The sequence below is a fragment of the Frigoribacterium faeni genome, assembly GCF_011761235.1.
Lineage (GTDB): Bacteria > Actinomycetota > Actinomycetes > Actinomycetales > Microbacteriaceae > Frigoribacterium > Frigoribacterium faeni_A.
The window spans coordinates 210086-232860 of sequence record NZ_JAAOYW010000001.1; the positions used below are offsets into that span (position 1 = coordinate 210086).

Below are 22775 nucleotides of genomic sequence, written 5' to 3' on the forward strand. Positions count from 1 at the left end.
CGGGTCAGAGACCGGCGGCGGCCCGGAGCGCGTCGACGCGGTCGAGGGCCTCCCACGTGAACTCGGGCAGCTCGCGGCCGAAGTGGCCGTACGTCGACGTGGCGGCGTAGATCGGCCGGAGCAGGTCGAGGTCGCGGATGATGGCGGCCGGGCGCAGGTCGAAGACGCGGCCCACGGCCTCGATGATGACCTCGTCGGGCACGTGCCCCGTGCCGAACGTCTCGACGTACAGGCCGACGGGAGCCGCCCGGCCGATGGCGTAGGCCACCTGCAGCTCGATGCGGTCGGCGAGGCCCGCCGCGACGGCGTTCTTGGCGACCCAGCGCATCGCGTAGGCGGCCGACCGGTCGACCTTCGACGGGTCCTTGCCCGAGAAGGCGCCGCCGCCGTGCCGGCTCGCTCCCCCGTAGGTGTCGACGATGATCTTGCGGCCCGTGAGGCCCGCGTCGCCCTGGGGGCCGCCGATCTCGAAGCGGCCGGTGGGGTTGATGATGAACCGCGTGGCCGAGGAGTCGAGCCCCGCCTCGTCGAGGACGGGCCGCACGACGTGCGAGATGACGTCCGCCTCGAGCTGCTGGGACGAGACGCTCGGCGAGTGCTGGGTCGACACCACGACCGTGTCGACGGTCGTGGGGACGACGCCGTCGTAGCCGACCGTGACCTGGGTCTTGCCGTCGGGTCGGAGGTACTCGAGCTCGCCGCTCTTGCGGACGTGGGCCAGGCGCTCGGCCAGCCGGTGCGCCAGCCAGACGGGCAGCGGCATGTACTGGGGCGTCTCGTTCGTGGCGTAGCCGAACATGATGCCCTGGTCGCCGGCGCCCTGGCGGTCGAGGGCGTCGTCGGACGAGCCGCCCCGCGCCTCGAGCGCCGTGTCGACGCCCTGCGCGATGTCGGGCGACTGCGCCCCGATCGAGACCTCGACGCCGCAGGTGCGGCCGTCGAAGCTGACCGCGGACGAGTCGTAGCCGATGCCCACGATGAGGTCGCGGACGATCGTGGGGATGTCGACGTAGCCCTTGGTCGTGACCTCGCCGGCCACGTGGACGAGGCCGGTCGTGACCATCGTCTCGACCGCGACCCGGCTCTGCGGGTCGACCGCCAGCAGCGCGTCGAGGATGCCGTCCGAGATCTGGTCGCAGATCTTGTCGGGGTGGCCCTCGGTGACCGACTCGGACGTGAAGAGCCGCAGGCCCTTCGGGGTCGTCGCTCTGGGGGTGGGCGTCGTGTCGGTCGAGGTCACGTGTGCTCCGGGGTCGAGGGCGGGATGTCGCGGGAGGGCAGGCGTCGTCTGACGCGACGAGGCCCCGCGGGATGGACTCCCAGGGGGCCTCGGCCGATGGTACGGGCGACCACCGTCACCGGTGGTCGGGCGGGAGGAGCTACTCGGCGGTCGCCGCGAGGGGCTTGGCCTCGAGCTTGTCCTCGTTGATCTCGTGCATCGCGACGGAGAGCGGCTTGTCGTCGATGGTGCTGTCGACGAGCGGGCCCACGTTGTCGAAGAGGCTGCCCTCGTGCAGGTCGGCGTAGTAGTCGTTGATCTGGCGGGCGCGCTTCGACGCGAAGATGACGAGCGCGTACTTCGACTCGACCTTCGACAGCAGCTCGTCGATGGGCGGATCGATGATGCCCTTGTTCTTGTCGGCCATGGTCACTCCTCGTTGTGGGGTTCTGTCAGGCACCGGCAGGTGCAGAGCTCGGGGGCGCCGGTCACGCGCGGGGGCGTGCGTCCTCGGGCGCAGTCATCAATTCTACGACCTCTCGGGCCGCTTCGGGCACGTCGTGGTTCACGACCCTCACGTCGAACTCGTCCTGGGCGGCGAGCTCGACCTTCGCGGTCTCGAGTCGACGCTGCTGCTCGGCCGCGTCCTCCGTGCCCCGGCCGATGAGACGACGGACCAGCTCGTCCCACGTCGGCGGCAGCAGGAACACCAGGACGGCCTCGGGCATGGCGGTCCGGACGAGCCGTGCGCCCTGCAGGTCGATCTCGAGCAGCACGCTGCGGCCGGCCTGCAGCGCGGCGTCGATGGGCGGCCGCGGCGTGCCGTACCGGTAGGAGTTGTGCACCGTGGCCCACTCGAGCAGGTCGCGGTCGCGGATCATGCGGTCGAACTCGGCGTCGTCGACGAAGTAGTAGTGCACGCCGTCGACCTCGCCAGGACGCGGAGCCCGGGTCGTGGCCGAGATCGAGAGGTGGACGTCGGGGTAGTTCTCGCGGATGTAGGTCGAGACCGTCCCCTTGCCCACGGCGGTCGGCCCGGCGAGGACCACGAGACGCGAACGGAGGCGCCCCCTGGCCTCGCGCACGGCGAGCCAGTCGCCGAGGGTGCGACGCTGCCGCACCCCGAGCCCCCCGACCCGCTTGGACTCGGCGATGCCGAGGTCGGCCATGATGCGGGCCACGCGGGTGGGGCCGATCCCGGGGATGCTCGTCAGCAGCTCGCGGACGCGGAGGGTCGCCTCGGGGGCGGTGGGCTCGCCGGCCCAGGCGGCCTCGGCCACGTCGAGGGCCGTGCGGCGGCGTTCGGCCACGGACGACTTGACGGCGGCGCGGGCACGACGGGCGGCGACCGCGGCGCGCGCGGCGGCGGCCCGGTCGACCGGGGGCGGGGTCATGCGAGGCACGCCCGCACCTCCTCCGCCGCGTCGCGGACGGCCGAGGCCATGCCGTCGGGGCCGGCCGAGAGCACGCCGCGCGAGGTCGAGACGAGCACGTTGTGCGCCGCGGGGCCGTAGATCGACACCAGGTCGGACACGCGGGCGCCCTGGTGGCCGAAGCCGGGGGCCAGCACGGGGACGCCCGTCAGGGACGCCGTGTCGACGCCGTACGACCCGAGGTCCACGGTCGCCCCGAGCACCACGCCCACCGAGCCGAGTCGGGTCTCCCCCGCTGCCTGGTCGTCGTCTCGCACCTGGTCGACGATACCTGCCGCGAGGGTCCTCGACGTGCCGTCGGCCCCCGCGACACGCGCGGTCTGCCCGGCCCGCGCCTCCGGGTTGGACGTCGCGGCGAGCACGAAGACGCCCGCGCCCGCCCGTCGGGCCCGGTCGACGGTGCCCCGCAGCGAGCCGAAGCCCAGGTACGGGGACACCGTGAGCGCGTCGACCCGCAGGGGCGAGTCCGGGGAGAACCAGGCCTCGGCGTAGCCGTCCATCGTGCTGCCGACGTCGCCGCGCTTGGCGTCGCCGACCACGAGCAGGCCGGCGTCGCGGGCGGCCGCGAGGACGTCCTCGAGCGCGGCGAAGCCGGCGGAGCCCCAGCGCTCGAAGAACGCCACCTGGGGCTTGACGATCCCCGCCCAGCCCGCCGTCGCCTCGACCGCGCGCAGGCCCAGCTCGCGGACGCCGGAGGCGCTGGTCGGCAGCCCCCACTCGTCGAGCAGCCAGGGGTGCGGGTCGATGCCGACGCAGAGCCCGCCGGAGGTCGCGAGGACGGACTCGAGCCGTGCGCCGAACGACGACGCCGAGGGGGCCGGCGCCGCCGTCACCGGCGGGCCGCCCTGGCGAGCCCGTAGTCCTGCAGGCTCGTCACCTCGAAGGGCGCGTGGATGGCCTCGATGGAGGCGACCGCGGCGCCGAGCTGCGCGATGGTCGTGAACAGGGCCTTGTCCGCCGCGACGGTCGCCGCGCGGATCTCGTACCCGTCGGCACGGGCGCTCGAGCCGCTCGGCGTGTTGATGACGATGTCGACCTCGTCGCGGTTGATCAGGTCGACGACGCTCTCGCCGCCGGCGCTGAACTTCGCCACCGTGTCGGCAGCGATCCCGTTGCGGACGAGCACCGTGGCGGTGCCCTCGGTGGCGAGCACCCGGAAGCCGAGCTGCTGCAGCCGCAGCACGGGCAGCACGATGGCGCGCTTGTCGCGGTCGGCGACGCTCACGAACACCGTGCCCGTCGTGGGCAGGCCGCCGTACGCCGCGGTCTGGCTCTTGGCGAACGCGCGGGGGAAGTCGCGGTCGATGCCCATCACCTCGCCGGTCGAGCGCATCTCGGGGCTGAGGACGCTGTCGACGACCTGGCCCTCCTTCGTGCGGAACCGCTTGAACGGGAGCACCGCCTCCTTGACCGAGATCGGGGAGTCGAGCGGCACGTCCGAGCCGTCCTGGGCCGGCAGCAGGCCGCTCTCGACGAGCTCGCGGATGCTCTGGCCCACCATGACGAGCGAGGCCGCCTTGGCGAGCGGGATGCCGAGCGCCTTCGAGACGAACGGCACCGTGCGGCTCGCCCGCGGGTTGGCCTCGATGACGTAGAGCACGCCGGCCGCGATCGCGAACTGGACGTTGAGCAGCCCGCGCACGCCGACGCCCTCGGCGATGGCCAGCGTGGCCTCGCGGACGCGGTCGATCTCGCCCTTGCCCAGGGTGACCGGGGGCAGGGTGCAGCTCGAGTCGCCGGAGTGGATGCCGGCCTCCTCGATGTGCTCCATGACGCCGCCGACGTAGAGCTCGGTGCCGTCGTAGAGGGCGTCGACGTCGATCTCGACGGCGTCGTCCAGGAACCGGTCGACGAGCAGGGGCGCGTCCGGACCGATGATGGCCTGGTCGCCGACGCGCACGAAGTAGTCGGCGAGCGACGGGCTGTCGTAGACGATCTCCATGCCGCGGCCGCCGAGCACGTACGACGGACGCACGAGCACGGGGTAGCCGATCTCCTCCGCCACGGCGACGGCGCTGTCGTAGTCGGTGGCCGTGCCGTTGCGCGGCGCGAGCAGGCCGGCCTCGTCGAGGATGGCCGAGAACAGCCCGCGCTCCTCGGCGGAGTCGATGGCGTCGGGGGTCGTGCCGAGGATGGGCACCCCGGCCGCCTCGAGCCCCTTCGAGAGGCCGAGGGCGGTCTGGCCGCCGAGCTGGACCACGACGCCGACGAGCTCGCCGCTCGCCGACTCGGCGTGGACGACCTCGAGGACGTCCTCGAGGGTGAGCGGCTCGAAGTACAGCCGGTCGCTGGTGTCGTAGTCGGTCGAGACGGTCTCGGGGTTGCAGTTGACCATGATCGTCTCGTAGCCGGCGTCGCTCAGCGCGAAGCTCGCGTGCACGCACGAGTAGTCGAACTCGACGCCCTGGCCGATCCGGTTGGGGCCCGAGCCGAGGATGATCACCTTGCGCCGGTCGCTCGGCGCGACCTCGGTCTCGAGGTCGTAGCTCGAGTAGTGGTAGGGCGTCAGGGCCGGGAACTCGCCGGCGCAGGTGTCGACGGTCTTGTACACGGGGCGGACGCCGGCCGCCCAGCGCAGCTCGCGCACCTCCTGCTCGCCGAGGCCGCGCAGCTCGCCGATCTGGGCGTCGCTGAAGCCGTGGTCCTTGGCGTGGGCGAACAGCTCGGCGTCGAGGTCGGCCGCGGCCGCGATCTCGTCGGCGACCTCGTTGACGAGCACGACCTGGTCGATGAACCAGGGGTCGATGGCCGTCGAGGCGAAGACCTGCTCGGCCGTCGCGCCGGCCCGCAGGGCCTGCTGCACGGTGACGATGCGACCGTCGGTGGGCGTGTGCGCCAGCGCGAGCAGCGCCTCCGCGTCGCCCGGCTCGCCCTGCCAGTGGAAGCTCGAGCCGCGCTTCTCGAGCGAGCGCAGCGACTTCTGCAGGGCCTGGGCGAAGTTGCGGCCGATGGCCATCGCCTCGCCGACGCTCTTCATGGTCGTGCTGAGCGTCGTGTCGGCCGCCGGGAACTTCTCGAACGCGAACCGGGGCACCTTGACGACGACGTAGTCGAGGGTCGGCTCGAAGGAGGCGGGCGTCACCTTGGTGATGTCGTTCGGGATCTCGTCGAGGCGGTACCCGAGGGCGAGCTTCGCGGCGATCTTGGCGATCGGGAAGCCGGTCGCCTTCGACGCGAGCGCGCTCGAGCGCGAGACGCGGGGGTTCATCTCGATGACGATGACCCGGCCGTTCGACGGGTCGACGGCGAACTGGATGTTGCAGCCGCCGGTGTCGACGCCCACACGACGGATGATGTCGATCGAGATGTCGCGCAGGTTCTGGTACTCCCGGTCGGTGAGGGTCAGCGCCGGGGCGACGGTGATCGAGTCGCCCGTGTGGACGCCCACGGGGTCGACGTTCTCGATCGAGCAGACGACGACCGTGTTGTCGGCCGTGTCGCGCATCATCTCGAGCTCGTACTCCTTCCAGCCGAGGATGCTCTCCTCGAGCAGGACCTCGGTGGTGGGGCTCTGGTGCAGGCCGTCGGTGACCATGCGGACGAGCTCGTCGCGGGTGTACGCGAAGCCGGAGCCGAGGCCGCCCATCGTGAACGACGGCCGGATGACGAGCGGGTAGCCGAGGTCCTCGGCGAAGTCGATCGCCTCCTCGACGGTGTGCGCGATGTGGGAGCGCGCGACGTCCGCGCCGGACTCGAGCACCAGCTCCTTGAAGAGCTGGCGGTCCTCGCCCTTCTGGATGGCCTCGACCTTGGCGCCGATGAGCTCGACGCCGTGCTTCGCGAGGATGCCCTCCTCGTCCAGGGCGATGGCGGCGTTGAGCGCCGTCTGCCCGCCGAGGGTCGGGAGGATGGCGTCGGGGCGCTCCTTGACGATGATCGCCTCGAGCACCTCCGACGTGATGGGCTCGACGTAGGTCGCGTCGGCGAAGTCGGGGTCGGTCATGATCGTCGCCGGGTTCGGGTTGACGAGGATGACGCGCACCCCCTCTTCGCGGAGGACGCGGCACGCCTGGGTGCCGGAGTAGTCGAACTCGGCGGCCTGGCCGATGACGATCGGGCCGGAGCCGATCACGAGTACCGAGTTGATGTCGTCGCGCTTGGGCATCAGTTGCTGCTTTCGAGGTCGGAGCCGAAGTCGACGGGCTGGCCGGACTTGCGGGCCACGACCGCCTCGCGGAAGCGGTCGAAGAGGTGGTTGCTGTCGTGGGGGCCGGCCGCCGCCTCGGGGTGGTACTGCACGGAGAAGGCCGGGATGTCGAGGGCGCGGAGGCCCTCGACGACGTTGTCGTTGAGGCTGAAGTGGCTGACCTCGACGCGGCCGAAGCCGGCGGGCGAGTCGAGCACGCCCTCGACCGGGGCGTCGACCGCGAAGCCGTGGTTCTGGCTCGTGATCTCGACCCGCCCGGTCGTCTTGTCGAGGACGGGCTGGTTGATGCCGCGGTGGCCGAAGGGCAGCTTGTAGGTGTCGAAGCCGAGCGCGCGGCCGAACAGCTGGTTGCCGAAGCAGATGCCGAAGTAGGGCAGGCCGTCGCGCAGGGCGCCGCGGAGCAGCTCGACCTGGGCGTCGCTCGCCGCCGGGTCGCCGGGCCCGTTCGAGAAGAAGAGGGCGTCGGGCGCCAGCTCGCGGAGCTGCTCGGGGGTGGTGTCCTGGGGCAGCACGTGCACCCGGAAGCCGCGCTGCGCGAGGTAGCGGAGCGTCGAGGTCTTGACGCCGAGGTCGAGCACGGCGACCGAGCCGACGGGCTCGCCCTGGGCCTCGAGCACGTAGGGGTCGACCGTCGACACCTGGCTCGACAGGCTCAGCCCGCGCATGTCGGCGGAGCCGCGCACGAGGTCGAGCTGCTCGTCGTCGGCGAGCTCGGCGTCGGGGCCGCTGAAGACGCCGCCGCGCATCGAGCCGACGTCGCGCAGGCGGCGGGTCAGGGCGCGCGTGTCGATGCCGCGGATGCCCACGACGCCGTCGGCGACGAGCTGGTCGTCGAGGCTGCCCTGGGCGCGGTGGTTCGACACGACGCGGCTGGCGTCGCGCACGACGAAGCCCGAGACCCAGATGCGACGGGACTCGGGATCTTCGTCGTTGACGCCCGTGTTGCCGATGTGCGGGGCCGTCATGACGACGATCTGCCCGGCGTACGACGGGTCGGTCAGGGTCTCCTGGTAGCCGGTCATGCCGGTCGCGAAGACGGTCTCGCCGAGCGTGCGCCCGACGGCGCCGTAGGCGCGCCCGACGTAGCGGGTCCCGTCTTCGAGCACGAGGACGGCCCGGGTGGTGGTGGACGCGTCAGTCAATGGTCTGCTCTCCTGTGGTGGTGCCGGCCGAGGGGGCCGTGGTCGTGATGGTGCGGACGGCGTCGACGAGCGGGCGGGGGTCGTCCGTGACGCGCAGGTAGGTGTCGACGTCGGTGTCGCCGAGGCTCCAGGCGACGAGCACGAGCCCGTCGGTCTCGACCACGCGGTCGATGGTCCAGGTCGCGCGCCCGACGTCGCGGATCGAGGAGGCGCGGATCAGCTTGGCGGGCTCCCCCGCGATCTCGAGGCGCACGCCCTCGCGGTGGACCGACACGACGGCGCGGCCGCGGAAGCCGAGGCCGCCGACGACGATCCGGTCGAGGGGGTCGCCCGCCCGTGTGGTGGCGACGTAGAAGCCGTCGTGCTCGACGAGGGCGGGCGAGAGGCCGTCGGGCGCCGTCTCGGGCAGGGCGATGTCGGCCTGCCGACGGCCGCGGGCCCGCCAGGAGCGGACCATCAGCAGCACGAGGAGGACGAGCAGGACGAGGATGCCCGCTCCGATCACCCAGCGGTTCACGGGGCGGCCGCCGGCCGGGGCGCGGCGAGCACCGCGGTCGCCGCGACGCGCGCGGCACGGTCGGCGATCTCGTGCTCGTCGACGACCGCGCCGCCGAGCACCGTCGCGTAGCCCTGGTGGAACGTGGCGACGACCTGGCCCGGGAGCGCGCGCCCCAGGTAGGGCGAGTTGCGGCTGCGGCCCGCGAGGTGCTCGGTGCCGAAGGTCCTGCTCACCCCTCGATCGTAGAGGGTGAGCTCGGCGGGCTCCCCGACGGCGAGGGGCCGGCCGTGCCCGTGGACCCGGCCGATGCGGGCCGGGGCGCTCGAGAGCACCCGGGCCACGCCGGCCCAGTCGAGCAGCCCGGTCTCGACCATGGTCTGGTGGACGACCGAGAGCGCGCTCTCGAGGCCGACCATGCCGTTGGCGGCCGCGTCCCACTCGCAGTCCTTCGCCTCCGACGTGTGCGGGGCGTGGTCGGTGGCGACGATGTCGACCGTGCCGTCCGCCAGGGCCTCGCGCAGCGCCGCCACGTCCTCCGCCCGGCGCAGCGGGGGGTTCACCTTGTACCGGGAGTCGTAGCCCGCCACCAGGTCCTCCGTGAGGAGGAGGTGGTGCGGCGTGACCTCGGCGGTCACATCGATGCCGCGCGACTTCGCCCAGCGGACGACCTCGACGCTGCCCGCGGTCGAGACGTGGCAGACGTGGAGGCGGGCGCCGACGTGGTCGGCGAGCAGGACGTCGCGGGCGATCACCGATTCTTCGGCCACGGCGGGCCAGCCGCCCAGGCCGAGCTCGGCCGACAGCGCGCCCTCGTTCATCTGGGCGCCCTCGGTCAGCCGGGGCTCCTGCGCGTGCTGGGCGACGACTCCCCCGAAGCCCTTGACGTACTCGAGGGCTCGGCGCATGAGCAGCGGGTCGGAGACGCAGTGGCCGTCGTCGGAGAAGACCCGGACCGCCGCGCGGGAGCGCGCCATCGCGCCGATCTCGGAGAGCCGTCGGCCCTCGAGGCCCTGCGAGACGGCGCCGATCGGACGCACCGTGACGTAGCCGGCGCGGTCGCCGAGCGACTGCACCTGCTCGACCACCCCGGCCGTGTCGGCGACGGGCGACGAGTTCGCCATGGCGTTGACGGCCGTGAAGCCGCCCGCCGCGGCGGCGCGGGAGCCGGTGAGGACGGTCTCGGCGCCCTCGCCGCCCGGCTCGCGGAGGTGGGTGTGCAGGTCGACCAGGCCGGGCAGCGCGAGCAGCCCGTCGGCGTCGTGCACCTCGGCGCCCGCCGCGCTCAGGCCGGAGCCGAGCTCGACCACGACCCCGTCGCGGACGAGGACGTCGGTGCGGGTGCCGTCGATCGTCTCGACGGCGCGGATCAGGTGCGTGGTGGTCACAGGGAGTCCTCCCGGTCGCCGGCGAGTGTGAGGTAGAGCACGGCCATCCGGACGGCGACGCCGTTGCCGACCTGCTCCCGGACGGTGGAGCGGGGCGAGTCGGCGGCCTCGTCGCCGATCTCGAGCCCGCGGTTCATCGGGCCGGGGTGCATGACGAGCGCCCCCTCGGGAAGCGAGCGGAAGCGCGCCGCGCCCAGCCCCCAGGAGCGGGCGTACTCGCGCGCGTTGGGGAAGAACGCCTCGGCCATGCGCTCCTGCTGGATGCGCAGCATCATGACCACGTCGGGCCGCACCTGCGCGATGGCCTCGTCGAGGTCGTAGTGCACGTCGACGCCGAGGCGGCTGACGTCGACCGGCAGCAGCGTGGGAGGCGCCACCACCGTCACGTGGGCGCCCAGCGTCCGCAGCAGCCACGCGTTCGAGCGGGCCACGCGCGAGTGCAGGATGTCGCCGACGATCAGCACCTCGAGGCCGTCGAGGTCGCGACCGCGGCTGCCCGCGCCGTGGACGCGGCGGCGCATCGTGAAGGCGTCGAGCAGGGCCTGGGTGGGGTGCTCGTGCATGCCGTCGCCGGCGTTCACGATGCCCGCGTCGACCCAGCCGCTGTCGGCGAGGACGCGCGGCGCACCCGAGGCGGGGTGGCGGATGACGATGCCGTCCGCGCCCATCGCGGCCAGGGTCTGCGCCGTGTCCTTCAGGGACTCGCCCTTCGAGACGCTCGACCCCTTCGCGGCGAAGTTGATGACGTCGGCGCTGAGCCGCTTGGCGGCGGCCTCGAACGAGATGCGCGTGCGGGTGCTGTCCTCGTAGAAGAGGTTCACCACGGTGGTGCCGCGGAGCGTGGGGAGCTTCTTGACCTGCCGCGTGGAGACGTCGGCCATGTCCTCCGCCACGTCGAGGACCCGGACGGCCTCGTCGCGGCCGAGGTCGGCGGTGCTCAGGAGGTGCCTCACGAGCGGGTGCCCCCCGTCTCGTGGGCGGGACGGTCGCGGTCGTCGCCGGGGGCGCCTCCGTCGGCTCCGCCCTCGATGGCGACGAGCTCGTCGTCGTCCACGCCGTGCAGGCGGACGAAGATGCGCTCGGCCGCGGACGTGGGGAGGTTCTTGCCCACGAAGTCGGCGCGGATCGGCAGCTCGCGGTGGCCGCGGTCGACGAGCACCGCGAGGCGCACGGCGCGGGGCCGCCCCAGGGCGCTGAGGGCGTCGAGCGCCGCCCGGATGGTGCGCCCGGAGTAGAGCACGTCGTCGACGAGCACCACCGTGGCGCCGTCGATGCCGCCCTCGGGGAGGGTCGTCGGCCGGCTCGCGCGGGTGGGGTTCCGCCGGAGGTCGTCGCGGTACATGGTCACGTCGACGGCGCCGGTCGGGACGGTGACGCCCGCGATGGACGACAGCTGCGCGCCGATCCGCTCGGCGAGGACCACGCCGCGGGTGGGGATGCCGAGGACGACGAGGCCGTCGGGGCCCCGGTTCGACTCGAGGACCTCGTGGGAGATGCGCGTCAGGGCGCGCGCGATGTCAGCCTGACTCAGCACGGTGCGTGTGCTCAATCGGACCTCCTTCCCCGCCTCTCGGGACGGAACTTAAAGGACGTCGGTGGTGGTGCCGGCGGCGGGAGCACCCGCCGCCGGGATCGAGCCTAGCCGCTCGTGGCGATGCGCCCGAGCAGTCCGTTGACGAAGGGGGCCGAGTCGTCGGTGCTCAGCGACTGGGCCAGCTCGACCGCCTCGCTGATGGCGACGTGGTCGGGGATGTCGTCGGCGTGCAGCAGCTCGAACACGCCGATGCGGAGGATGCCGCGGTCGATCGTGGGCATGCGGGCGATGGTCCAGCCCTGGGCGTAGGTCTCGATGAGCTCGTCGATCTCGGCCTGGTGGTCGATGACGCCCTGGACGAGGTCGCGGGCGTAGCCCCAGCTCGAGCTGCGCTCGGGCTGCTGCTGTGCCCGGGCGGTCTCGGCGGCCAGGGCGTCGCCCATGCTGATCTGGCGGATGTCGGCGACGTAGAGGACGTCGAGGGCGCGCTTGCGCGCCTTGGTGCGTGCGCTCACTGTGCGGGGGGCCGCCGACTACTCGTTGACGCGGCCGAGGTAGCCGCCGTCGCGCGTGTCGACCTTGACCTTGGTGCCGGTCTCGAGGAACAGCGGCACCTGGATCTCGTAGCCGGTCTCGACGGTGGCGGCCTTGGTCCCGCCGGTCGAGCGGTCGCCCTGGAGGCCGGGCTCGGTGTAGGTGACCTCGAGGACGACGGAGGCGGGCAGCTCGATGTAGAGCGGGTTGCCGTCGTGCAGGGCCATCTGCACGTTCTGGTTCTCGAGCATGAAGTTCTTCGCGTCGCCGACGATGGTGGCGGGGACGTTGATCTGGTCGTAGTCGGTCGTGTCCATGAACACGTAGCCGTCGGCCTCGGCGTAGAGGTAGGTGTACTCGCGGCGGTCGACGTTGGCGAAGTCGATCTTGGTGCCGGCGTTGAACGTCTTGTCGACGACCTTGCCCGAGCGCACGTTCTTCATCTTGGTGCGGACGAAGGCGCCGCCCTTGCCCGGCTTGACGTGCTGGAACTCGATCACGTTCCAGAGCTGGCCGTCCAGGTCGAGGACGGCGCCGTTCTTGATGTCGTTGGTGGTCGCCATGCGTGCGAGGTCCGATCAGGAGTGGGGTGTGGGGGCCGGATCTGGCCGGGTTCGAGTGTAGCGGACGGGTCGCGCCGCCTCAGGAGCGTCCCTCGGGGACGCCGCGCCAGGAGCGTCCCCTTGGACGGTCCGTGCCTCAGCGCAGCCCGCGTCGGCGCCGTCGGGCCGGCCGGGACACGAGACTGCCGAGCACCGGCAGCCCGAGCCACGAGACCAGGGACAGGCCGAAGGCCGCGGCCGTGGCGACGCCCGCGACGACGTCCGCGGCATCGGCCGGGTCGGCGTCCGTGCCGGACGACCACGCCGCCGTCCAGGGCTGCACCGCGCACGCCAGGACGAGCAGGAGCAGGACAGTCGCCTGGAGCCCGAGCCAGCCGAGGTGCGCAGGGCTGACGTCTCGCAGCCGATCTCGCAGCGCGGAGGTCGTGAGCCCGGACCGCCCGGCGAAGCGCGCGACGAGGGCCCACCACCAGCAGGCGCCCGCGAGGGCCGCCGCGAGCAGCAGGAAGCGCAGGCCGAAGGGCACGACCGCCGACGAGCCCTCGTCCGAGGAGAAGGTGAGGCCGAGCAGGACGACGACGAGCCCCCACGGCAGCAGGGCCGGGAGCACGCCGAGGCTGGTGACGGCCTGGTGGACGACGGACCGGAGGTGCACGAGGGCCTCGGCGGACGTCGGCGCGTCGGCGAGCTGGGCCAGGGCGCCGAGAGCCGCCCTCTCCGGCCGTCCCGCCGTGATCTCGAGGTCGTCGATGCCTCGACGCGCCTGGACGTGCTCCGGGTCGAGGGCCAGGGCGGCGCGGTAGGCCGTCCGTGCGTCGGACAGGCGCCCGTCCTCGACGGCGACGGCGGCGGACACCAGGTGCGCGTCCGGGTCGTCCGGCGCCAGCCTGAGGCACTCGGCCGCGTGCCGTCTCGTCTCGTCCCGTGGGAAAAGCCCGAGGCGGACGGCCGTCGCGTGCACGTGCCAGTCGTCCGGGGCGAGGCGGAGCGACTCCCTCATCCCGGCCCTGGCGTCGTCGACGTCGCCCATGCGGAGGGACGCCTCGGCCCAGAGCCGCCAAGCCCACTCGGCACCGGGATCCAGCGCACGGGCGCGGAGGGCGGTCTCCCTGCCGGCCATGCGCCTGCCTGTCCGCAGCTGCGCGCAGGCGAGGAGCTGGAGGGCCCAGGGGTCGTCGGGCCGGGTCGCGAGGTGCAGGCGGACCGAGGCCGCCGCCTCCCCCGGTCGGCCGGCTGCCAGGTGCTCGGACGCGGCCGCGAGGTCGTCGGCGCTCACCGGCCGCGTCGCATCCCGAGGAACTCCCTCAGCTCGGCGAACGTCCCGTCGTCGACGCCGTAGGTCACGACGCTCCGCGCGCTGGCCGCCCACTCGCCGACCGAGGGGGTGACGGACGAGCGGGCGCGGCGCAGGTCCTTGTCCGTGACCGGGCGCGGCGTCCCCGTGGCGACGCTGTCGGCGAGGGCGCGTTGGAGGGCCAGGTCGCAGACGTAGCCCACGTCCGCCCCCGACATGCCGGACGTCGCGCGCGCGAGCGCGTCGAGGTCGACGTCGCCGACCGGCCGGCCCTCCAGTCGTGTGCGCGCGATCTCCCGACGGGCGGCCTCGTCCGGAGGCAGCACCAGGAGGGTGCGGTCGAGTCGGCCGGGCCGTCGGGCTGCCGGGTCGACCTCCCACGGCCGGTTGGTCGCCGCGAGCACGAACAGCCCGTCGTTCCGCGAGTCGACCCCGTCGAGCTCGACGAGCACCTGGTTCACGACGGCCCGCGCCCAGGCGCTGTCCGTCGACGACCGGCGGGGCGCGACGGCGTCGACCTCGTCGAGGAACAGCACGCAGGGCGCCGCGCGCCTCGCGGCCTCGAAGACGTCGGTGACGGCCCGGGCGGGCGAACCGCTCTCGTGGTCGAGCAGGTCGGCCTGCGAGACGCTCAGGAACGAGGCGCCGAGCTCGCCCGCGAGGGCTCGCGCGAGGTGGGTCTTGCCGCAGCCCGGCGGCCCGTAGAGCAGCAGGCCGCCCCGGAGGCTCGCCCCGTAGGCCTCGCGCAGCTCGGGGTTGCGCAGCGGGGCGAGGAACGCCTGCTCGAGCGCGGCCTTGACCCGCGACATGCCGCCCACGTCGGTCAGGCGCAGGTCAGGACGGTCGATGCGGAAGGAGGCGGCCCTGAGGTCGTCCTCGGCCGTCTCCCAGTCGAAGGCCGCGGCGTCGGCGGTCACGGCGGGGTGCGGGCCGGACCAGGACCCTGGGTCGTCGTCACCGGGCTCGCCGTCACGGGGCCCCTCTCGGGGCTCGGCCCCGCCGGAGGAGGGCCCGACGGCGGCCGACACCGGTGACGCGGCAGGGTCCGCGAGGGCGCGCGCCATCGCGGCCCGCGCCTCCTCGTGACGCGGATCGAGCACGAGCGCCGCCGCCAGCGAGCGGACGGCGGCGTCGACGTCGCCGTCGTCGAGCTCGAGCACGCCGAGGTGGACCCGCAGGGGGACGTCGTCCGGGGCCTGCTCGACGGCGAGCCGCAGCGACCGGATCAGGGATTCGCGCACGGACGGATCATAGTGATCCGTGAGGTCTCGTCAGGACCCGATCTCCTGGTAGGCGGCGAACAGGAGGCTCGAGTCCGGCCCGGTGAGGACAGTCGGCTTGCCGATGTCGTCGAGCACGATGAACCGCAGCATCCCCGCACGGGCCTTCTTGTCGCGCTGCATGGTGGCGAGCAGGGTGTTCCAACGGCCGAGCGGGTAGCTCGTCGGCAGCGTCAGCGACCCGAGGACGCGGCGGTGGCGGTCGACGGCCTCGTCCGAGAGCCGGCCCGTCAGCCGCGCGAGCTCGGCGGCGAAGACCATGCCGACGGACACCGCGGCGCCGTGGCGCCACTGGTACCGCTCGGCGTGCTCGACCGCGTGGCCCAGCGTGTGGCCGTAGTTGAGGATCTCGCGCAGGCCCTGTTCGGTGAAGTCCTGGCCGACGACGCGGGCCTTGAGGGCGATCGACAGCTCGACGACGCGACGGAACTCGGGGGTGGTCGGGTCGACGGCCCGGTCGACGTCCGCCTCGACGATGTCGAGGATCTCGGGCTCGGCGATGAACCCGGCCTTCACGATCTCGGCGAAGCCCGCCAGGATCTCGTTCCGCCCGAGCGTGTCGAGCACGTCGAGGTCGGCCACGACGGCCGTCGGCGCCCAGAACGCGCCCACGAGGTTCTTGCCCTCGGCGGTGTTGATGCCCGTCTTGCCGCCGACGCTCGCGTCGACCATGCCGAGCACCGTCGTCGGCACCTGGACGAGCTGGACGCCCCGGAGCCACGTCGCGGCGACGAACCCGGCGAGGTCGGTCACGGCTCCCCCGCCGAGCCCGACGACCGCGTCCGTCCGGGTGAAGTCGGCCTGGCCGAGGACCTGCCAGCAGAAGGCGGCGACCTCGACGCGCTTGGCGTCCTCGGAGTCGGGCACCTCGGCGATGAGGGCCTCGAGGCCCGCCTCGACCAGGGCGTCGCGGAGCTCGTTCGCCTTGCGGCCGAGGGTCGGCGCGTGGACGATCAGCACCTTCTTCGTCTGCGGCCCGAGCAGGGACGGGATGCGCGAGCGCACCCCGTGGCCTACGAGCACGTCGTAGGGCGCGTCGCCCTCGACGCGGATGGTGGTGACGTCGGTGGTCTCGTCGGTCATGAGTCGTCTGCCTCTCGGTGGCGGCGGTCGGTGGGCACGGGTGCGGGGGCGGCCTCGGGGGCGCGCGTGGACAGCCACGCCACCACGTCGTCGACCACGTGCGACACGGGTCGGCGCGAGGTGTCGACGACGAGGTCGGCGAGGCTGCGGTAGACGGGCTCGCGCTCTCGGGCTATCGCCCGCCAGGCGTCCATCCCGCCGTCGGCCAGGAGGGGCCGGGACGAGCCGGCGAGGCGGGCCGCGACGGCCTCCGGCGAGACGGTCAGGAGCACGACGTCGGCCTGCTGCAGGCGCGAGCGCGTCTGCAGGTCGAGCACCGCGCCTCCCCCGAGCGACACGACCCTCGCACCGGCCAGCGACTCGGCGACGACCTCTCGCTCGAGCTCGCGGAACCGCGGCTCGCCGTCCCGGGCGAAGATCTCGGCGACGGGTCCGTGCCGCTGCGCGAGCAGGCGGTCGGTGTCGACGAAGGGGACGCCGAGGCGCCGCGACAGCTTCTTGCCGATGCTCGACTTGCCGGCGCCCATCGGGCCGATCATGACCACGGGCCGGTCGAGCAGGGGCGGGACGTCGGCGCCCGGATCGGTCGAGGTCACTCGCCGGTCGCGGCCTGGGTGCGCAGGTTCTCGGGGATCGCCTCGAGGTAGGCGGCCAGGTTGCGGGCCGTCTCGGCGACGGAGTCGCCGCCGAACTTCTCGAGCACCGAGTTCGCGAGCACCAGGGCCACCATCGCCTCGGCGACGACCCCCGAGGCGGGGACGGCGCAGACGTCGGAGCGCTGGTGGTGAGCACGGCTCTCGTCGCCGGTCGCGACATCGATGGTCGCGAGGGCGTGCGGGACGGTGGCGATGGGCTTCATGCCGGCCCGCACGCGCAGCACGGTGCCGGTCGTCATGCCGCCCTCGGTGCCGCCGGCGCGGTCGGTCTGCCGCGAGATGACGCCGGCGTCGAGCCTGAGCTCGTCGTGGGCCACGGAGCCGCGACGCCGCGTGGTCTCGAAGCCGTCGCCGACCTCGACGCCCTTGATGGCCTGGATGCCCATGAGCGCCGCCGCGAGCTGGGAGTCGAGTCGGCGGTCCCAGTGGACGTACGAGCCGAGGCCGGGCGGGACTCCGTAGGCGAGCACCTCGACGACGCCGCCGAGGGTGTCGCCGTCCCGCTTCGCCGCGTCGACCTCGTCGACCATGAGGGCGGACGTCGCCGGGTCCGCGCAGCGCAGCGGGTCGGCGTCGAGCCGGTCGACGTCGGACGGCAGGGGCACCGGGGTGCCCTCGGGCACGCGGACGGGGCCGATCGACAGGGTGTGGCTGACCAGCTCGATGCCGAGCTCGCCGAGGAACGCCCGCGCGACGGCGCCGAGGGCGACACGGGCGGCGGTCTCCCGCGCGCTGGCGCGCTCGAGCACGGGGCGGGCCTCGTCGAAGCCGTACTTCTGCATGCCGACGAGGTCGGCGTGGCCCGGCCGGGGACGGGTCAGGGGCGCGCTGCGCCCGCGCGAGGCGTCGCTCACCTCGACCGGCTCGGAGCTCATCACCTCGGCCCACTTGGGCCACTCGGTGTTGCCCACGCGGAGGGCGACCGGGCCGCCCATCGACAGGCCGTGGCGGACGCCGCCGGAGAAGGCCAGCTCGTCCTGCTCGAACTTCATGCGCGAGCCCCGGCCGTAGCCGAGCTTGCGCCGGGCGAGGTCGGCACGGACGGTGTCGAGCGAGACGGGCACGCCCGCGGGCAGCCCCTCGAGGACGGCGATGAGCTCGGGGCCGTGAGATTCCCCTGCGGTCAACCAACGAAGCATGGGGTCGATCCTCCCACAGGACGACGGGCCGCTCCTGCGCGCGGCCCGTCGCCCGGTGGGCTACTGGTACTCGGGGTGCTCGCGCATCCAGGCCTGCCACACCCGGACGGCGGCCTCGTGCTCGGCGAGCGTCGTCGAGAAGGTCGTCTCGCCCGTGTCGAGGTTGGTCGTGACGAAGTAGAGCCAGGTGCCGTCGGCGGGGTGGAGCGCCGCGTTGATCGCGAGGTCGCCCGGGTTCGAGATGGGCCCGACCGGCAGCCCGACGTGCTGGTACGTGTTGTAGGGGTTCGACTCGTCGCCGCGCTCCTCGTCGGTCGTCGTCACCCGGTGGGTCTGGCCCGTGCCGTAGGCCACGGTCGCGTCGGACTGCAGCAGCATGCCGTCGTCGAGGCGGTTCTGGAACACCCGCGCCACCTTCGGGTAGTCGTCGGCCAGGCCGGCCTCGCGCTGGATGAGTGACGCGAACACGATGGTGTGCTGCTGGTCGGCCGGGGCGACCCCGGCGTCGACGAGGCGCTGCTTCATCGTGTCGACGAGCAGCTGCAGGTAGCCTCGCGCGTCGAGTCCGGGGTCGAGCTCGTAGGTCGCCGGGAACAGCCAGCCCTCGAGGGAGGTGGCCTCGGCGGGCAGGCCGAACGAGGCCACGTCCGCGGCGGCGGCCTGCACGTCGGGCTCCGGGATGCCGGTCGCCGACGAGACGAGGCTGTAGACGTCGGCCGCCGCCGTGCCCTCGGGGATGACGAGCTTGTCGGTGACCCGGTTGGCGCTGTCCTGCAGGGCGCTGACGGCCGAGGTCGCGCTCATCTCTTGCTGGAGCGTGTACGTGCCGGGCTGGAAGGTGAGGCTCGTGTCGGCCACGAGCATCGAGTAGACGGACTCGAAGCTCGCCGTCACCCCGCTGTCGACGAGGTTCGTCGCGATGTCCGAGCCGTTCTCGCCGCTGGTGATGGCGAACGAGACCTCGGTGCCGTTGCCCGTGCCGGGGTAGTCCTCCGGCGCGTCGTTCCCGCTGATCGCGGCGACGAGGGGCGCCACGGCGCCCCAGGCGGCGACCACGCCCGCCGTGCCGCCGGCGACGACCACGAGGGCGATGACGAGCAGGACGACGCCGCCCTTGCGGCTGCGGCGGGGACGGTCGCCGCCGTCGCCGCGGGAGGCGCGTCGCTCGGCACGTCGGGGCGAGCGCTCGCGTTCGCGGGTCTCGCGTCGCGACGCCGGAGCCTCCGCCGGCGCCGGGGCGCTCGGCCGACCGGCGTCACGGCTCGGGTCGGTGGGGGGCTGGGAGGCGAAGATGTCGTCCCAGTTCGGATCGTCGGCCACGCGTCAGCGTCCTTCGTCGGTGTCGGGTCGGTCACCGGCGCCGTCGTCGACGACCGGGGCGCTCACGAGGTGACCGGGCGGCAGGCCGCTCGATCGCTCGAGGTCGAGCGCGTGCTGGACGATGATAACAGCGGCCACTTGATCGATGACGGATCGTTGTCGCTTGCCCTTGCGCCCCGAGGCCCGGAGTGCAGTCTGAGCGCTGACCGTCGAGAGTCGCTCGTCGACCAGGCGCACCGGGACGGGCGACCGGGCCGCGATCGTCGCGGCGAAGTCGCGGGCGTCGCTCGTGGAGGGGGTGTCGCCGCCCGAGAGCGAGAGGGGCAGCCCGACCACCACCTCCATGGCGCCCAGCTCGGCCACGTGGCCGAGGATGGCGTCGACGTCGGCCGTGCCCGTGGCGGCCCTCGGCACGGTCTCGACGGGCGTCGCGATCATGCCCGACGGGTCGGTGCGGGCGACGCCGATGCGGGCCTTCCCCACGTCGACGCCGACGCGGACGCCGCTCCTCACGCGGCGCTCAGCCCTGGAGGGCGGCGACGATGCCCGTCAGCGCCGCCGGGATCGCCGCCACGTCCGAGCCGCCGCCCTGGGCGAGGTCGTCCTTGCCGCCGCCGCCGCCGCCGAGCACGCCCGCGGCCGCACGGGCCAGCTGCCCCGCCTTGACGCCGGCCGAGCGAGCGGGCTCGGTCGTGGCGACGATCACCGCGGGCTTGCCCGACACGTCGGCCGCGAGGGCGACCACCGAGGCGGACGCGCTGCCGAGGCGCTCACGCACCGAGAGCACGAGCGAGCGCAGCTCGTCGGTGGACTTCACCGTGCCCACGGACTCGGCGACGACCGTGAGCGACCCCACGGACGCGGCCTTCTCGACCAGCGACGGGACGCGCAGCGAGAGCTGTGCGGACTCGAACTCGGCGATCTTCTTCTCGGCCGCCCGGAGGCTGGACACGAGGTCGCCGATCCGCTCGGGGAGCTGTTCGCGGGGCGTCCGCAGCGACGACGTCAGCTGCGACACGATGGCGCGCTCGGCGGCGAAGTCGCGGAACGCGTCGAGGCCGACGAGCGACTCGACACGGCGGTTCGTCGACCCGACCGAAGTCTCGCTGACCAGGTTGATCAGGCCGATCTGCGCGCTCGTCGCGACGTGCGTGCCGGCGCAGAGCTCACGTGACCAGGGCCCGCCGATGTCGACCATCCGCACGGTCTCGCCGTACTTCTCGCCGAAGAGCGCCATGGCGCCCATCGAACGGGCCTCGTCGAGCGGCAGGACCCGGGTGGTGACCGCGAGGTCGTCCCGGACGGCGGCGTTGGCGACCTCTTCGACCTCGCTGCGCGTCGCCGGGCTCAGGGCCTGGCTCCAGTTGAAGTCGAGGCGGAGGTACCCGGCCTTGTTGTACGAGCCGGCCTGGTGCGCCTCCGGCCCGAGGACCTCGCGGAGCGCCGCGTGCACGAGGTGGGTGGCGGAGTGCGCCTGGGTCGCGCCCCGGCGGTAGGCGGGGTCGACCACGCTGGTCGCGGCGTCGCCGACGCCGACCTCGCCGGAGCGCACCTGGACGCGGTGGCTGACGAGGCCCTTGACGGGCTTCTGGACGTCGAGCACCTCGAGGTCGAAGCCCGTGCCGACGATGCTGCCGGCGTCGGCCTCCTGGCCGCCCGACTCGGCGTAGAGGGAGGTCTCGGCGAGGATGACCTCGGCGATGTCGCCCGCCACGGCGCGGTCGACGCTCGCGCCGTCGACGATGAGGCCGAGCACCGTGGTGTCCGTGTCGAGCAGCTCGTACCCGGTGAACACGGTCTCGCCCTGGGCGCGGAAGGCGCTGTAGACGCTGAGGTCGGCCAGGGCCACCTTGCGCGACTTCGCGTCGGCCTTCGCCCGTGCACGCTGCTCGCTCATGAGGCGGTCGAACGCCTCGCGGTCGACCGTCAGGCCGCTCTCCTCGGCGATCTCGAGGGTGAGGTCGATCGGGAACCCGAACGTGTCGTGCAGCAGGAACGCCGTGTCGCCGGCGAGCCGGGGCGCGGTGCCGGGCGCCGCCTCCTTGACGGTGTCGTCGACGGCGATGTCGAGGATGCTCGTGCCGGCCGCGAGCGTGCGGAGGAAGGTCTCCTCCTCGGCGAACGCGAGCTGCGAGATGCGGTCCCAGTCGCGCTCGACCTCGGGGTAGGCGGACTTCATGGCGTCGCGCGAGGCGGCGAAGAGCACGGGGAAGGTCGTCCCCTCGACCCCGAGCAGGCGCATCGAGCGGACCGAGCGGCGCAGCAGGCGACGCAGGATGTAGCCGCGGCCCTCGTTGGACGGCCGGACGCCGTCGCTCATGAGCATCAGGGCGCTGCGCACGTGGTCGGCGATGACCCGCATGCGGACGTCGTCGTCGTGCACGGCGCCGTAGCGGCGGCCCGACAGCTCGGACGCGGCGTCGAGGACCGGGCGGACCTGGTCGATCTCGTACATGTTGTCGACGCCCTGCTTGAGGAACGCGACGCGCTCGAGGCCCATGCCGGTGTCGATGTTCTTGTTCGGCAGCTCGCGGACGATGTCGAAGTCGACCTTCGAGCGGACGTTCTCGATCTGGTACTGCATGAACACGAGGTTCCAGATCTCGACGTACCGGTCGTCGTCGGTCGCCGGACCGCCGTCGGCGCCGTAGGCCGGGCCCCGGTCGAAGAAGATCTCGGAGCAGGGGCCCGCGGGGCCGGGCTGCCCCGTGTGCCAGTAGTTGGTGTCCTTGCCGAGTCGCTGGATCCGCTCGTCGGGCAGGCCGGCGACCTTCTTCCAGAGCGCGATGGCCTCGTCGTCCTCTTCGTAGACGGTGACCCAGAGGTCGTCGGGCGAGAAGGCGAGGCCGCCGTCGGCCTCGCTCGAGGTGAGGAGCTCCCAGGCGTAGCCGATCGCCTCCTCCTTGAAGTAGTCGCCGAACGAGAAGTTGCCGTTCATCTGGAAGAACGTGCCGTGACGCGGGGTCTTGCCGACCTCTTCGATGTCGTTCGTGCGGATGCACTTCTGCACGCTCGTCGCCCGGGCGTAGGGCGTCGGCACGAGGCCGGTGAGGTAGGGGATGAACGGCACCATGCCGGCCACGGTGAAGAGCAGCGACGGGTCGTCGCTCACGAGGGAGGCGGACGGGACGACGGTGTGGCCCCGCTCTCCGAAGTAGTCGAGCCAACGGCGGCGGATCTCGGCGGTCTGCATGGTTCTCCTGAGGGAGGGGTCGGTCGGTGGGGCTGCTGACGAGGAGGCGCGGGGGCCTCGCGCGGTCAGCTCGCGCTGGTCGTCCCGCCGGGGCGCGGCTCGGGGTCGCCCGTGCCCGCGTCGCCCGGCTCGGAGCCGCGCAGCTCGGCGTCCCGCGAGCGGTAGCCGTCGACGACGGCGGCGCGGAAGTGGTCGAGGCCGCCGTCGAGCTCGCCGAAGAAGCGGCGGCCGCGCGGCGTCGAGTTGAGCAGGTGCGCCCCGACGAGGCCGAGGACGACGCCGACGGACAACAGGACCAGGTTCTTCACGGGTGCTCCTCACGACCTGCCTCGTGACGAGCACACGAGACGACAC

21 protein-coding genes are annotated in these 22775 nt (G+C 73.1%); all 21 read right to left on the bottom strand.

Annotated features, from left to right (window positions below; genetic code table 11):
* Positions 1–4 precede the first annotated feature (4 nt).
* The 21 genes from metK to FHR78_RS01065 all read right to left on the bottom strand — a co-directional run bounded on the left by metK (position 5) and on the right by FHR78_RS01065 (position 22729).
* Positions 5–1189, bottom strand: a complete 1185-nt coding sequence (gene metK, locus FHR78_RS00965; protein ID WP_166759636.1) for a methionine adenosyltransferase — start codon at positions 1187–1189, stop codon at positions 5–7.
* Between the two features lie 190 nt (positions 1190–1379).
* Positions 1380–1646, bottom strand: coding sequence for a DNA-directed RNA polymerase subunit omega (gene rpoZ, locus FHR78_RS00970; RefSeq protein ID WP_166758666.1), 267 nt, complete (start codon positions 1644–1646; stop codon positions 1380–1382).
* A 61-nt stretch (positions 1647–1707) separates the two neighbouring features.
* Entirely contained in the window at positions 1708–2613 is a 906-nt protein-coding gene (gene gmk / locus FHR78_RS00975; protein ID WP_166759637.1) for a guanylate kinase, read from the bottom strand.
* On the bottom strand, positions 2610–3485 hold the full coding sequence (gene pyrF / locus FHR78_RS00980; protein ID WP_166758667.1) for an orotidine-5'-phosphate decarboxylase: 876 nt from the start codon (positions 3483–3485) through the stop codon (positions 2610–2612). Before pyrF ends, gmk begins: the two co-directional genes overlap by 4 nt.
* Positions 3482–6757, bottom strand: a complete 3276-nt coding sequence (carB, locus tag FHR78_RS00985) for a carbamoyl-phosphate synthase large subunit (protein ID WP_166758668.1) — start codon at positions 6755–6757, stop codon at positions 3482–3484. The genes pyrF and carB overlap by 4 nt, the downstream gene beginning before the upstream one ends.
* A complete protein-coding gene (gene carA, locus FHR78_RS00990) occupies positions 6757–7941 on the bottom strand; it encodes a glutamine-hydrolyzing carbamoyl-phosphate synthase small subunit (RefSeq protein WP_166758669.1) in 1185 nt (394 codons plus the stop codon). The genes carB and carA overlap by 1 nt, the downstream gene beginning before the upstream one ends.
* Positions 7934–8458, bottom strand: a complete 525-nt coding sequence (locus tag FHR78_RS00995; protein WP_166758670.1) for a hypothetical protein — start codon at positions 8456–8458, stop codon at positions 7934–7936. The genes carA and FHR78_RS00995 overlap by 8 nt, the downstream gene beginning before the upstream one ends.
* Complete coding sequence (locus FHR78_RS01000) at positions 8455–9825, bottom strand: dihydroorotase (RefSeq protein WP_166758671.1); 1371 nt, start codon at positions 9823–9825, stop codon at positions 8455–8457. Before FHR78_RS01000 ends, FHR78_RS00995 begins: the two co-directional genes overlap by 4 nt.
* A complete protein-coding gene (locus FHR78_RS01005; protein WP_166758672.1) occupies positions 9822–10778 on the bottom strand; it encodes an aspartate carbamoyltransferase catalytic subunit in 957 nt (318 codons plus the stop codon). The genes FHR78_RS01000 and FHR78_RS01005 overlap by 4 nt, the downstream gene beginning before the upstream one ends.
* Positions 10775–11374 carry a bifunctional pyr operon transcriptional regulator/uracil phosphoribosyltransferase PyrR gene (gene pyrR, locus FHR78_RS01010; RefSeq protein ID WP_166758673.1) on the bottom strand — a complete coding sequence of 200 codons (600 nt, stop codon included), beginning with the start codon at positions 11372–11374 and terminating at the stop codon, positions 10775–10777. The genes FHR78_RS01005 and pyrR overlap by 4 nt, the downstream gene beginning before the upstream one ends.
* Before the next feature lie 89 nt (positions 11375–11463).
* On the bottom strand, positions 11464–11874 hold the full coding sequence (gene nusB / locus FHR78_RS01015) for a transcription antitermination factor NusB (protein WP_166758674.1): 411 nt from the start codon (positions 11872–11874) through the stop codon (positions 11464–11466).
* A gap of 18 nt (positions 11875–11892) precedes the next feature.
* Positions 11893–12456 carry an elongation factor P gene (gene efp, locus FHR78_RS01020; RefSeq protein ID WP_166758675.1) on the bottom strand — a complete coding sequence of 188 codons (564 nt, stop codon included), beginning with the start codon at positions 12454–12456 and terminating at the stop codon, positions 11893–11895.
* A 136-nt stretch (positions 12457–12592) separates the two neighbouring features.
* The gene (locus FHR78_RS01025; protein ID WP_166758676.1) at positions 12593–13732 is read right to left on the bottom strand and encodes a tetratricopeptide repeat protein; all 1140 of its coding nucleotides are present in this window, start codon (positions 13730–13732) and stop codon (positions 12593–12595) included.
* Positions 13729–14991, bottom strand: coding sequence for an AAA family ATPase (locus FHR78_RS01030; RefSeq protein ID WP_166758677.1), 1263 nt, complete (start codon positions 14989–14991; stop codon positions 13729–13731). Before FHR78_RS01030 ends, FHR78_RS01025 begins: the two co-directional genes overlap by 4 nt.
* Before the next feature lie 30 nt (positions 14992–15021).
* Positions 15022–16113, bottom strand: a complete 1092-nt coding sequence (aroB, locus tag FHR78_RS01035) for a 3-dehydroquinate synthase (RefSeq protein ID WP_166758678.1) — start codon at positions 16111–16113, stop codon at positions 15022–15024.
* Positions 16110–16709, bottom strand: coding sequence for a shikimate kinase (locus FHR78_RS01040; protein ID WP_347877991.1), 600 nt, complete (start codon positions 16707–16709; stop codon positions 16110–16112). The genes aroB and FHR78_RS01040 overlap by 4 nt, the downstream gene beginning before the upstream one ends.
* Complete coding sequence (gene aroC / locus FHR78_RS01045) at positions 16706–17908, bottom strand: chorismate synthase (RefSeq protein ID WP_166758679.1); 1203 nt, start codon at positions 17906–17908, stop codon at positions 16706–16708. The genes FHR78_RS01040 and aroC overlap by 4 nt, the downstream gene beginning before the upstream one ends.
* A 60-nt stretch (positions 17909–17968) precedes the next feature.
* Positions 17969–19228, bottom strand: coding sequence for an endolytic transglycosylase MltG (gene mltG, locus FHR78_RS01050; protein WP_166758680.1), 1260 nt, complete (start codon positions 19226–19228; stop codon positions 17969–17971).
* Positions 19229–19231: 3 nt separating this feature from the next.
* Entirely contained in the window at positions 19232–19741 is a 510-nt protein-coding gene (ruvX, locus tag FHR78_RS01055) for a Holliday junction resolvase RuvX (protein ID WP_166758681.1), read from the bottom strand.
* 7 nt (positions 19742–19748) lie between these two features.
* On the bottom strand, positions 19749–22421 hold the full coding sequence (gene alaS, locus FHR78_RS01060) for an alanine--tRNA ligase (RefSeq protein WP_166758682.1): 2673 nt from the start codon (positions 22419–22421) through the stop codon (positions 19749–19751).
* Positions 22422–22486: 65 nt separating this feature from the next.
* Positions 22487–22729, bottom strand: a complete 243-nt coding sequence (locus tag FHR78_RS01065; RefSeq protein ID WP_166758683.1) for a hypothetical protein — start codon at positions 22727–22729, stop codon at positions 22487–22489.
* Positions 22730–22775: the final 46 nt, after the last annotated feature.

Excerpts from the sequence above, each read along its gene's own strand:
- rpoZ (WP_166758666.1), bottom strand. The coding sequence starts at position 1,646 with ATGGCCGACAAGAACAAGGGCATCATCGATCCGCCCATCGACGAGCTG.
- gmk (WP_166759637.1), bottom strand. The coding sequence starts at position 2,613 with ATGACCCCGCCCCCGGTCGACCGGGCCGCCGCCGCGCGCGCCGCGGTC.
- carB (WP_166758668.1), bottom strand. The coding sequence starts at position 6,757 with ATGCCCAAGCGCGACGACATCAACTCGGTACTCGTGATCGGCTCCGGC.
- efp (WP_166758675.1), bottom strand. The coding sequence starts at position 12,456 with ATGGCGACCACCAACGACATCAAGAACGGCGCCGTCCTCGACCTGGAC.
- aroB (WP_166758678.1), bottom strand. The coding sequence starts at position 16,113 with ATGACCGACGAGACCACCGACGTCACCACCATCCGCGTCGAGGGCGAC.
- aroC (WP_166758679.1), bottom strand. The coding sequence starts at position 17,908 with ATGCTTCGTTGGTTGACCGCAGGGGAATCTCACGGCCCCGAGCTCATC.
- alaS (WP_166758682.1), bottom strand. The coding sequence starts at position 22,421 with ATGCAGACCGCCGAGATCCGCCGCCGTTGGCTCGACTACTTCGGAGAG.